General features: G+C 50.6%; 8 protein-coding genes. 5 read left to right on the forward strand and 3 right to left on the reverse strand.

Translation table 11 applies throughout. From position 1 onward, the window contains the following. The first annotated feature begins 1 nt into the window (after position 1). Positions 2-2,899, forward strand: a complete 2,898-nt coding sequence (locus H6F51_17150; protein MBD1824201.1) for a response regulator — start codon at positions 2-4, stop codon at positions 2,897-2,899. A gap of 164 nt (positions 2,900-3,063) precedes the next feature. Next, positions 3,064-5,925, forward strand: coding sequence for a GAF domain-containing protein (locus tag H6F51_17155; GenBank protein MBD1824202.1), 2,862 nt, complete (start codon positions 3,064-3,066; stop codon positions 5,923-5,925). Between the two features lie 242 nt (positions 5,926-6,167). Here H6F51_17155 and truB read toward each other — a convergent pair whose 3' ends face one another. Together truB and H6F51_17165 are read right to left on the reverse strand one after the other, a co-directional pair. Further along, complete coding sequence (gene truB, locus H6F51_17160) at positions 6,168-7,040, reverse strand: tRNA pseudouridine(55) synthase TruB (protein MBD1824203.1); 873 nt, start codon at positions 7,038-7,040, stop codon at positions 6,168-6,170. Between the two features lie 4 nt (positions 7,041-7,044). Beyond that, positions 7,045-8,697, reverse strand: coding sequence for an alpha/beta hydrolase (locus tag H6F51_17165; protein ID MBD1824204.1), 1,653 nt, complete (start codon positions 8,695-8,697; stop codon positions 7,045-7,047). Between the two features lie 281 nt (positions 8,698-8,978). Between H6F51_17165 and H6F51_17170 the strand changes: the two genes are divergently transcribed. Together H6F51_17170 and H6F51_17175 are read left to right on the forward strand one after the other, a co-directional pair. Beyond that, positions 8,979-10,724, forward strand: a complete 1,746-nt coding sequence (locus H6F51_17170; GenBank protein ID MBD1824205.1) for a response regulator — start codon at positions 8,979-8,981, stop codon at positions 10,722-10,724. 205 nt (positions 10,725-10,929) lie between these two features. Next, on the forward strand, positions 10,930-11,154 hold the full coding sequence (locus tag H6F51_17175; GenBank protein MBD1824206.1) for a DUF2949 domain-containing protein: 225 nt from the start codon (positions 10,930-10,932) through the stop codon (positions 11,152-11,154). A gap of 1 nt (position 11,155) precedes the next feature. On the opposite strand, the gene H6F51_17180 is transcribed toward H6F51_17175, so the two are convergent. After that, on the reverse strand, positions 11,156-11,713 hold the full coding sequence (locus H6F51_17180; GenBank protein MBD1824207.1) for a DUF3611 family protein: 558 nt from the start codon (positions 11,711-11,713) through the stop codon (positions 11,156-11,158). 140 nt (positions 11,714-11,853) lie between these two features. Here H6F51_17180 and H6F51_17185 point away from each other — a divergent pair, with 140 nt between their 5' ends. After that, a complete protein-coding gene (locus H6F51_17185; protein MBD1824208.1) occupies positions 11,854-12,765 on the forward strand; it encodes an alpha/beta hydrolase in 912 nt (303 codons plus the stop codon). The last annotated feature ends 37 nt before the right edge of the window (positions 12,766-12,802 follow it).

The raw sequence follows: 12,802 nt of genomic DNA on the forward strand, positions 1-12,802 counted from the left end.
GATGAAGCAAGATAGAGAGCTTGAGATTCGCCGTCAGTTTCTCGATGAAGCGCAAGAGTATCTTGATACGCTTGATGCCACGATTTTGGGGTTAGCTAACCATCCGGTTGATGCGACCCAAGCGAATGCAGCGTTAAGAGCCGCGCACTCGATTAAAGGAGGCGCAGGAATGATGGGATTTCAGGTTCTGAGTGAACTTGCCCATCGGCTCGAAGACTCCTGGAAAGTGCTGAAGATTGATAAATCAATCTCCCTGACTCCCCGACTCGAAAATCTGCTGTTAGCGGCGGTAAGCTGTCTGCGACAGGTCGTGGAGTTCGATCGCGACTCGATGCAGCGCCATCAGGCTTCTTGTGTGGACGCAAACTGGCTAGCAGTTGAGGCGTATCCCGTGTTTGATGCGCTGCATTCGGAATTGGGCGATCCGCAGGAGGAAAACGCTGCCTCGGTGCTGTCGCCGGAAGACGGTCAAGACATTGTGCCGCTGTTGTTTGAAACGGAAGTGGAAGGCTGTTTGCAGCGATTAGAGTCGGTGCTAGCCGCACCGGATCAGCCTTGCTTGCGCGAGGAAGTTGCGATTCTAGCGCAAGAGTTGGGCGGACTCGGTGAGATGCTGCAACTGACGAATTTTATTCAGCTTTGCCAATCGGTGTTTCACCAGATTGAGCAAGGAGAGACCGTCGAAACCGCTCAATCTGCTTTAAAGGCTTGGCGAGTCGCGCAGACGTTTGCGATCGCCGGACAATACGACCAGATTCCCACCTCGATCTCGGGTGCGGAACGGGTTGATTTTGCCGCACCCGAGATCGAGGTCGTCGAGCCGAGCGATTGGTTTACCGAAGCGCTTGCCGCCGATAGCTTTGATGATGCGGCGTATCCCGACTTTCAACCGATTCCGGCTCCTGCACGATCGCGCAGCGCAGCGCAAGCAACGACTCCTGCCCAACCGCAAGTGACCGATTTCAAAGTGCTGGAAGCGGAACCCGAACCTGTAACGGTTGCTGAAGATCAAGACGCGACGGTGCGCGTTCCGGTGCGGCAACTAAATCAGCTCAACGATTTGTTTGGTGAATTAACCGTCGATCGCAACGGGTTAGATCTCTATCTAAAGCGATTACGATCGCTCGCCAGAACGCTGCACGAACGGGTGCAAACGCTCGATCAAGCGAATGCGAAATTGAGATTGGCTTACGATCGCGTGAGTTTAGCGGGAGTACGAACGCTGGGCGAAAATCGTCGCCCGGAATTTGATGCGCTAGAACTCGATCGCTATGGCGATCTGCACTTACTGTCGCAGCAGGTGATGGAAACGATCGTGCAGCTTCAGGAGGTCAGCGAAGATATTGATCTGAGCTTAGACGACACCGAACAGTCCTCGCGGAACCTGAATAAAACCGCGAAACAAATGCAAAGCGGACTGTCTCAGCTTAGAATGCGTCCGATCTCGGATATCTTGGATCGCTTTCCGAGAGCTTTACGCGAATGGTCATTGCAGTACGGCAAGCCCGTTCGATTTGACATGGCGGGTGGCAGTACGCTGATCGATCGCAACATTCTCGAAACGCTCAATGATCCATTAATGCACCTGTTACGCAATGCGTTTGATCATGGAATCGAAGCTCCCAGCGTTCGAGAATCGAAAAATAAATCGCCAGAAGGAGTGATCGAAATTCGGGCATTCAACGAAGGTAATCGCACGATTATCACGGTTCGGGATGACGGTGAAGGCATTCCCATTCACAAAATTCGCGATCGGGCGGAACAAATGGGACTCGATCCGGTGCTGCTTGATGCAGCGCGAGATGAGGAATTACTGTCGCTGATTTTCGAGCCGGGATTTAGTACAAGTAGCCAAGTCACTGCCCTTTCTGGTCGCGGGGTCGGAATGGATGTGGTTCGCAATAATCTTAAACAAATCCGGGGTGAAATCAGCGTCAATACCAAAGCGGGACTGGGGACAACGTTTACCTTGTCGGTTCCATTCACTCTGTCGACGGTTAAAGTGTTGCTGGTTGAGAGTGCGGGAATGCTACTTGCGTTTCCTACCGACGTGGTTTCAGAATTAGTGCTGCTGCAGCCGGATCAAATTATTCAAGCTCCGGGTAGCGAACTCCTAAACTGGCAAAATCGCATGGTACAACTGGTGCGCCTGCAAAAATGGATGCGCTTTAATTGTCCCAAAATTCCTCACGGCTTTGAGACTCCGCCCACGATCGCGACTCCCAGCGTGCTGATGCTCGACCAAAACCCGCAATGGTTTGGAGTCTATATCGATCGCTGCTGGGGTGAACAAGAAGCGACGATTCGTAAAGTCGAAGGCAATTTGCCGTTACCGAGTGGATTTAGCGGCTGTACGATTCTGGGGGATGGTCGCGTTGTGCCTTTGGTGAATGCGCCGGAACTGCTGCGCTGGATCACAAGCTGTGAGCGCTCCGAAACCGAACCAGAACTCGACCTCAATTTCCGCGCCCAACTCAAAGCCAGCCTATCTCAGCGCCCCGAACTTCCTGGAAGCTTGGTTCCAACCGTGCTAGTCGTCGATGATTCGATCAACGTGCGGCGATTTTTGGCGCTGACGCTAGAGCGATCGGGTTATCGCGTCGAGCAGGCAAAAGACGGACAGGACGCGATCGAGCGGCTTGAATCGGGTTTAGCTGTACAAGCTGTAATCTGTGATATCGAAATGCCAAGGCTAGATGGATACGGATTTTTGGCAAAGATGAGATCGGATACGCAATTTGCTCAGTTGCCTGTGATGATGTTGACTTCCCGGAGTGGCGAAAAACATCGTAAGCTGGCTGAAAACTTAGGCGCATCCGCTTATTTCTCAAAACCTTATAACGAGCAGGTTCTACTCAAAACGCTCGAAAAAATGGTGAACTCGATCGCCGTCGTTTAATTAATGTATGTTCGATATCAGTGTTGGAGGGTTGAATCCAGCTTGAAGTCTTCTATCACGGGGAGACGAGAGGCAACAATCCAACCTGAGCATCAACCTAATCCCTAAATTCTCGCAATATTTCTTTCGCTCAAAGCAGCGATGTTTATTTTTGTGTAGCCCTTATGTTAGACCGTTCTTCTCGCCCCACTCGTCCGTTTTGGTCAAATTGGTTTCGTCATTTACCGATCGAGCGAAAACAACTGCTTGCGCTACTGGTGTGTGAACTGATTCCGATCGTCGGATTAGGCATTGGTTTCTCGATCGTGCTTGCAAATAGTTTACGCACCCAACTGCTTGCCCAAGCAAAATCCGAAGTTGCGGTGACGGAGACGAACTACAACATCAAAATCAATCAGATGGGATTCGGATCGCGGGGACAATCGGATAATCCTGCGATCATTACCGCGACAAAAAATCATCAGCGCAACGAAAATCTCTCAACCGATCTGCAAAATCAACTCCAGCAGATTTTGCAAAACGAAGTGAAAGCACGCCGCATAGAATATGCAACCCTCATCGGCAAAGATTTACGCATCATTGCGAATGCAAATAACAAACGAGCCAAAGAAACGGTGACAACGCCTGAATTGGTGCCGCTGATTCAGCAAGCTCTCCGAGATGGGCAACAAATCAAAGCGAGTAGCACCGTTAGCTGGGACGAACTCCGCAAAGAAGCACCGCCGCTACCCGATCGCTTCACTAACCAAGATGCTCTCATTCGCTACGTCGTTACCCCCATTCGCGACTCCGAAAACCCAAACAATATCATCGGCGTTCTCGTTTTTGGCGATATCGTCAACCACAAACTCCCGATCGTCGAAAACACTCTAAAAGCCTTTGGTAGCGGCTATAGTGCCGTTTATTTTCGGCGCGAGAATGGTGAATTTGGCTTAGCCACTGGGCTGAACCAAGACAGCGACTCGAATCAACCTCAAATTGATGCGGCTTTGTCTGACCTAGCAATTCTCAAATTGGCGATCGCTGCCAAAGGTGAGACTGCCACTCAGCGAATTCCTGTCAACGGTCAGACTTACACCGTTGCTGCTAAAGCACTCCCGAATCGCATTGTCGAAACACCAGATGGAGCCGTTGCAGAAATGGGAGACGCTCCCAGTGCCATCCTGGTGCGCGGCACCCCTGAAACTGCCCTGAATCAATTGCTGCTAATGAGTGTGCAGCAAGAGGCGATCGTGTTGGCGCTAGCAATCGGAGCGATCGTCATTTGGACAATTATTTTTCGTCGCATCGTTCTCAAACCGATTCAGGAGTTGCAGCAGACGACCGAAGCATTTGCCAATGGCGATCGATCTGTGCGGGCTGAAGTGTTTGCTAAAGATGAAGTGGGACAATTGGCGATCGCGTTTAATCACATGGCAGACAGCATCAACGCTTCTGAAGTTTCTTTGGCAAATGAAGTGTCGCGCCAAGAACAGCAAATGCAAGAAGCGCGGGTGCTGAGCGAAATTACGGTACGAATGCGTCGATCGCTTGATCCGAGCCAAATCCTTCAAACCGCGATCGACGAAGCCCGATCGTTTCTCAACCTCGATCGCATCCTGGTTTATGAATTAGAATCCTGCGTAGTCAATGGAACGGTGATTGCAGAATCAATCAAAGCTGAGAATCTTAGCTTGATTCATAAAACGATCACATCTCCATTAGGTTTAGATCGGTTTGAGCAATACAGCGCCCAGTCGGTTTGGGCCGTCAAAAACGCAGCGAAAGAGATGGACGATCGCTATCGTCAACAGCTTGCCCAACTAAACATCAAAGCTGAAATTGCGGTTCCGCTCAAACAAGAGAATCAAATTATTGGACTCGTCTGTGCTCAAAGTTGTCAACAGGAGCGCGATTGGCAAGTCTCCGAAATCAATTTCTTCGTGCAGCTTGCGACTCAGATTGGCTTTGCCCTAGACCAAGTGAAACTGTTACAGGAACACCAATCCGCTGTGCAAACCGCCGAAGATCGTAAGACTTCGCTTCAGCAGCAAATCATTCAACTTTTGGGCGAAATTCAAACGGTGTCTGCCGGAGATCTCACCGTTCGCGCTAATGTCACCGCGAATGATCTCGGAACCGTTGCTGATTTCTTCAACGCCGTGGTTGAAAATCTGCGCGATCTGGTTCTGAAAGTGAAACAGACTTCTGCTCAAGTCAACGATTTGCTCAACCAAAACGAGGAGGAAGTCCAGCACTTAGCCACTCAGGCGCGTCAACAAGCCCAGGAGACGACCCGCACCCTTAATTCAGTAGAGCAAATGACGTTAGCGCTGCAAGCTGTTGCCGATCGCGCACAACAAGCGGCGATCGTCGCTCAGAATGCTGCGAATGCCGCAAAATCTGGAGAAACCGTGATGGATTCGACCGTGACCAGTATTTACAATCTCAGAGCCACGGTCGAAGACGCAACCCGCAAAGTTAAGCTCTTAGGAGATGCTTCTCAGCAAATCGGGCGGGTGGTTTCGCTGATCAGCGATCTTGCAACGCAAACCGATCTGCTCGCCATTAACGCCAGTATTGAAGCTACCCGCGCTGGAGGGCATGGACGTGGCTTTGGCATTGTCGCGACTGAGATCGGGGAGCTTGCGTCTCGATCGACCACGGCAACCCGCGAAATTGCCGCGCTGATCCAAACGATTCAGGAACAAGTCACCGAGGTTGTTGAAGCGATGAATCGGGGCGCGACCCAAGTGGTCGAAAGCGCCCACTCAGCCCGCAACGCCAAGCAAAGTCTGATTCATGTCGTGCAGGTTTCTGAGCAGATGGATGGCTTAATGAACTCGATCGCGCAAGCAACGGTTTCTCAAACTCGATCGTTTCAGTCTTTGACCGATTTGATCAAAGACGTGGCGGAAGTCTCGACGCAAACTTCTGATTCGTCGGTGCGAGTGTCGAAAGCGCTGCGGCAAACTGTGGATGTGGCAGAGCAGCTACAGGCTTCGGTGGGAATGTTCAAGGTGCAAGGGGGCGATCGGGAAATATAGCGATCCGGTTTGAGTTGTGAATGCTAAAAGGACGTGAGTTCGATACAAGTCTTGGCTATTTGGGAATCGCTATTCTCTAAGTCCCCCAGAATGGGGGATTTAGGGAGCAGATCGGCTCAAATCGAAGCGAAAAAACTCATCGAACTGACGTTAAAAGAAGTAGGGAGCTAATACCAGATCTCTAAATCCTCGCTACAGATCTTGAGTAAAGACGCGATTTATCGCGTCTTCCGCCTCTCTCATCAAATAGGCTCATAAACCATTTGCGGAACTAATACCCCGTCGGCTCGAATCTCCCCAATTCCCAAGAACCGCAAGCTTCGCTCCACGGAGTGTTCGCGCTTAACCCTGACAATTCCCGATCGCTCAAGTTCCAGTGCAATCTTTTGTCCCTGACACCAACGTTTCGCGATCGCACTCTCCAACACAACTTCTGGTAAATGGAGCAGCACTGCTTCTGGCTCAATCAGGGGACCAGGCAGCTCCTCGAGCGTAGCGCTCTCCTTCAACTCAAAGCCGCTGCTTTCGGTTCTCAGCAGCTTTGCTAACGTTGCCCCTGTTCCCAGTTGCCCTCCCAAATCACGAGCGATCGAGCGGATATAAGTTCCGCTGCCACAAGCAATTGCTAAATCAAGTTCGGGAAAATCACCCGCTCTAAAATCCAAAATCTTCAGATCATAAATCTCAACGGTACGGGCAGGAACCTCGATCGCTTGCCCCGATCGCGCTAGATCATACAGCCGCTTCCCTTGAACTTGAATCGCACTGTAGTTTGGCGGAATCTGCTGAATCACCCCCTGAAACAAGGGCAATTTTTCCTGAATCTGTTCTAAGCTCAGGTGCGAAACTGCCTGCTGAGTCAGGATCTCACCTTCAAGATCATCTGTTGCCGTCGTTACGCCAAATCGAATCGTCGCATGATACGCCTTATCCTGGCGGAGATATTGCAGCAGGCGAGTAGCGCGACCCAACGCGATCGGCAAAATCCCTGTCGCTGCCGGATCAAGCGTCCCCGCGTGACCCACTTTTTTCAGCCCATAAATTCGGCGAACCTTCGCGACACAATCATGCGAAGTTAACCCAAACGGTTTATTCAGGTTTAGAAACCCATCCACGCGATTATTCTCCGTTTAACTGCGCCACAGTCAACGACTGTACCAAATTTAACCGTAGCGGATCTTGAGACAAGGTACGGGCATAAGCCGCCGAAAGGTAAGGGCGATAGTCCGATCGATTCGCAAGATAAGTCTGAAAAAACGCCAAACCTAGAGCATTCACATAGCGACGGGCAACGTTTGGAGCCTCACCAATCACCTCTGGTGGCAAAGGAACCCCCTGAGCATCGCCTTCTTGTAGGGCAGAAAAATGCGTTCCGCGATCGATCAGGGCTAAATATCGCTCTGGCGCTTTCAGCCAGGTAAACGGCTGGATCTGCTCCGGCAAAGCAGGCGCAACCGTATCGGCATTGCCCGTAATGATCATCGTTGGCGTTTCGATCTGCGCGATCGCCGCTTGTCCAAAGACGCTGCTCGTAATCGGGTTAATCGCAATAATCGCTTTCACCCGTGAATCGCTCAAGTTATAAGAGATCGGCGGCAGTGCTCCAGCGCGGCATTGCAGCAACAGCGACAAATTCAGCGTTCGATCGATTTCGGCGGGCTGACACGATCGCTGGAGTTGCTGAAAATTGATCGGCGCACCCGCGAGCGCCATGACCGTGTAGCCCCCAAAAGACTGCCCCAACAGACCGACCTGCTTGATATTTAAGCGCTGATAGCGCGAATCGGCGTTGGCTCTGCGCTCTAGCTCATCTAACAGATATTTGATATCTAGCGGTCGATCGATAAACTCACTCGGACTCGTCACTTCATTGACCGTTCCACCAACCAGCGCTTGAAGCTGTTTGGCATTACTTCCCGGATGTTCGGGCACTGCCACGGCAAATCCATGTGAAGCCAAATGCTCTGCAAGATAGCGAAACGTGCCCCGATCGGAGCCAAGTCCGTGTGAAATGACAACCACCGGAATTGAGGCGCTCAACGGCTGCCGACGGGCAACGGGCAAGTAAACATCAACCGGAAACACCCGCTCTCGCCCTAAAGCCTGCACAAATCCCCGCGATCGATCAACCAATCTCAGCGCTTCCTTTTGAAATCCATAAGCGCCTCGAACTGACAAATCGGGAATCGCACCCCCTGGTAACGGTGTAGTTTCTGTATTAGAGAGTTGGGCAATTGTCTGCGTTGCCCGGTTCGTTTGATTAATCAAATTTCCCAGCTCTCCCGCAATGTCTAAACTGCGCTGTAAATCAACTCGCAGTCCGCGCGTCGGAAATTTACGCAGCACATTCAGCGCGGTTAATCCCTCTGGATCTGCCGATGCCAGGATTAAAGCAGCCCGAATTGCAAAAAAACCAGTATCGCGAGAGTCTGGCTGGATAATCTGCCCTAACCGCCGCAATAGAATCTCCCCTTGCTGCGTGTAGAGAAACTGCGACACCGCGATCGGAGTCAAATCTGCCCGTGTCAGTAATGCTTTTCGGAGTGTTTGCAGTTGTTCAGGCGTGACATACTGCGAATAGACATAAAGATCGCTGTCCAATGTACCCGTGCTGGCATAAGCTTCAAGCGACGAAACTGAAATCGATCGCTCCAAGATTCCATACGTCAAGAAGACACGCTCAGCCCCCCAGACCGGACGACTCACAACAGAGAGCGACATCCATCCCCCGATCGCACAAAGCGCAACCTTTAACCGCTTAAACTTTCGCATCTTGACCACGCGCTGGGATTCTACCTAGTCTTGTCTGCCTCATTCTGGCGCACAGATAAACTTGCGACAAGGCAAATTACCGCATACTCTGGCAAAGATATCCCTTCTGACTAGTAGTAAAATTGGTGTCTCTGATTTATTTAAATTAAATCCAAAAATAAACTGCCTTCTGGAAAACCTTCTAAGATGAAGGAGCTTATTGAGTTGCGATCGGTGATCACACCCTCAGATTTAACCGTCCCGATTGCGACGCTTCCTCATTTTCTTCTGTACGCAGCACCATGACAGCATTTTGGGATCGTTTGCTTGATTCAAGCTCCTTTATTCCTCACGGACACTGCTATCTCTGGCAAACTGGGCTGGTGTGGCTTCATATCACAGGCGATGCGCTAATTGCGCTGTCATACTACTCAATTCCGATTACCCTGGTTTTCTTTGTGCGGCAGCGTCGCGATCTACCGTTTGAGTGGATTTTTCTGCTATTTGGAGCTTTTATCATTGCCTGCGGAACAGGTCATTTGCTCGACATTTGGACGTTGTGGCACCCGGACTACTGGATTTCAGGCGGCTTAAAAGCGGTGACTGCGATCGTTTCAGTCCTGACTGCTGTGGAACTTTATCCGCTGATTCCCAAAGCGTTGGCACTGCCCAGCCCAACCCAACTTGCTCTCACCAACCAGGCACTCCAAGTTCAAATTGGAGAACGCCGTCAGGCTGAACTTGAACTAAAGCGCTATCAAGACCAACTTGAAGAATTAGTAGCACAACGTACTGCTGAACTGACTGCGATTAACCAACAGCTTCAGCAAGAAATTATTCAGCGCCAGCGCATTCAGGAAGAACGAGAATCGCTGTTGCAGCGAGAACAACAAGCGCGAGAACAAGCAGAGTCTGCCAATCGCGTCAAAGATGAGTTTCTTGCAGTTCTGTCCCACGAACTCAGAACCCCGCTCAATCCAATTTTGGGTTGGACAAAACTTTTACAGCGACAACAGCTAAAACCAGAGAAAGCCGCAATCGCGCTTGACACGATCGAGCGCAATGCCAAGCTACAAGCGCAGTTAATCGAAGACCTGCTGGACATTTCTCGCATTATGGGCGGAAAGTTAACCCTCACTGCTGCTGCAACCGATCTAAAGACGGTGGTGCTTGCAGCGATTAGTACCATTTCTCTAGCGGCTGAAGCAAAACAGATTCAGATTGATACCCAGCTTGAAGCAGAGATTGGACAAGTTCTAGGAGATGCCGGACGATTGCAGCAGGTGGTGTGGAACTTGCTCTCTAATGCAGTGAAGTTTACGCCCAAAGGCGGTCGAGTTGAAGTGAGCTTAACTCGTCAGACGAATCAGCGCTCAGATTTTGCTACCATTACCGTCCGAGATACAGGTAAGGGAATTGGGGCGGCTGCGCTTCCCCATGTGTTCGATCGCTTCTGGCAAGAAGATAGTACCAATACGCGTGAATTTGGCGGTTTAGGGTTAGGGCTGGCAATTAGTCGTCAAATTGTGGAGCTTCACGGGGGCATTATTACTGCCGAAAGTGCAGGCGAGGGACAGGGAGCAACCATCACGGTGAGGTTGCCCCTTTGCGCTACAGCCGCAGACGTAGCTCCAAAACGAGCGCGCTCTGAAGAAAATTCGACTTTAGCAGGGCTGCATATCTTGGTGATTGATGATAGTTGTGACTCTCGCGAGTTTACTGCATTCGTTCTGAGTCAAGCAGGCTCGAAGGTGACAGCAGTTGATTCTGCGAAGGCCGCTCTGAATGTGCTGTCTAACTCTTGCCCAGATGTGATCGTCTGCGATATTGGATTACCCGAAATGAGCGGCTACGAATTCATTCAACAGGTTCGATCGCGTCCAGTTGAGCAAGGGGGTAGAGTGGTAGCAATTGCCCTAACTTCTTATGCAGGTGACAACGATCAGAAGCGAGCGCTCGAGTCTGGATTTCACCAGCATTTATCTAAGCCGGTTGAACCGGAGCGCCTACTTAAGACGATCACAGCAGTCCGCCAGCCCGTTGGGTAGAGGCTCTATTAAAACCAAATAGAGCGATTCGGAGAATGGACAGAGAACAGATTGCGACTTTCGATCGACATCGATTTCGTAATTAAGTTCTATAAAGATTCATACAACCAAGCTTTATTTTATTTTTTGCTTGGGAGTATTACTTGAGCTAATTTTTAGTGATACGATAAACCCCCGAATCTTAATTTCATCAAAGGTTATCTAGATGACAGTTTTATTATCGGAAGTCAACGAGCAGACACAGACGGAAGAAAGCGACTCCTGCTTAGTCCGCTATCTCAAAGAAGAGTTAGCCGTTCCGGACGAATCGATCGACCTGGCGATGCGCCATTGTGAACAAGAACGCGGAACGTTACCCATGGTGCTGTGGCGCTATGGGTTCGTTTCGATCGACCAACTGAACCAAATTTTTGACTGGATGGAGCGCTAGGTTACTGCTTGCTCATCTTGTTCAAGAGCCAAAGCGAGGTCGAAATGGCGACAAACTGCGCCAAAATCACATTGATGCTTGCTTGCACCACAAGAATGTCAATGGGTTGAATGAATTTTGCCGGATCGACGTTGACAAAACCTGCAAACCCCTGATTGACCGCTTTGCCAAACAGCAAACCGACGATCGCCTCTGCTCCCAAGAGCGCTAAGAGAGTTCCCGCTAAACTTGCAATCAATCCTGTCCGAATCGTTTGAATCGCCTCCGCTTTTTTCGGTCGAGCTGCTGCCGCTCCATTCAGCCGCCGTCCGATCACCACGTATTTCGTCAACGACCAGAACATATTGAAGCCTAAGACCGCGATTCCACCGATCGTCAGCACGACCCCAACCCCGGTTCCTGGATTGTTGGCGGCTGGAGTGCGAGTGGAAACGGCAGCAAACAGCAAGATCGCACTTGAAATCACGGTCAGCACCAACTGAAACCAAAAACTAAACCAACCCGCAAATCGGAATGTGCTTGCAATTTCTCGAAGCGTGGGGGAGTCAGATTTTGCCATAACAGATCACACAGAAGCTAAATCCAGCTTATACCAATTTATGAGTAGGACAGGCGATTGCAGCACTTCAATCCGGTCAAACCCGGATCGTGTTGCAGCAAACATTCAACCGGATCAGCCTTTACGGTAGGATGAAACTTATGCCTACTCTTCTTATTTCGGGAGTTCCACACGCCTACGAGCTGACGGCTCCCACCTCAAACTCTGTCGTTCTAGTATTCATTCACGGCTGGATGCTGAGCCGCAATTATTGGCAACCTCTGATCGATCAGTTGTCATCGGATTATCAGTGTTTGTCTTATGATTTGCGGGGCTTTGGTGAGTCCCAACCGCGAGATGCGGCTTGCCTGCCCGCTGTGGACGATCGATCTGGTGGGGCAGTTGCCGTCGCCACGCAGAACGCGATCGCGCAGTATAGTCTGCTTGCTTATGCGAGGGATTTAGGAATGCTGTTGAAGCAGTTGCAGATTCCTGAAGTTTGGTTGATTGGGCATTCACTCGGCGGCTGCGTGGCGCTGTGGGCAGCCGACCAAATGCCGGAACAGGTTCGAGGCGTGATTTGCCTGAATTCTGGCGGTGGCATCTATTTGAAAGAAGCGTTTGAGCGGTTTCGATCGGCAGGTCAGCAGATGGTAAAACTGCGCCCAAAATGGTTAGCGCAGGTGCCGTGTCTAGATTTGGTGTTTCAGCGGGCGAATGTGGCAAGCGTGATTGAACGATCGTGGGGTCGGCAACGAGTGATCGATTTTGTTAATGCGGATCAAGAAGCCGCGATCGGGACGTTATTGGATTCGACCACAGAAGCCGAGGTGCATCGTTTACCGCAAGTCGTGGCGCGGTTATCACAGCCGCTCTACTTCATTACTGGGTCGAAAGATACGGTGATGGAACCGAAGTATGTGCGTCATTTAGCCAGTTTTCATCCGCTATTTGGCGATGGGGCGGACAATGTTCTAGAGCTTCCCGATTGCGGTCATCTATCAATGCTAGAGAAAACCGATTCTGTTGAATCGCACATTCGCAGCGTTTTGGAACAGCTTTGTAATGATTAACGGCTTGTTTCTATAGGATGTAATGATTAACGGCTTG

This window comes from Cyanobacteria bacterium FACHB-DQ100, from assembly GCA_014695195.1.
GTDB lineage: Bacteria > Cyanobacteriota > Cyanobacteriia > Leptolyngbyales > Leptolyngbyaceae > Leptolyngbya.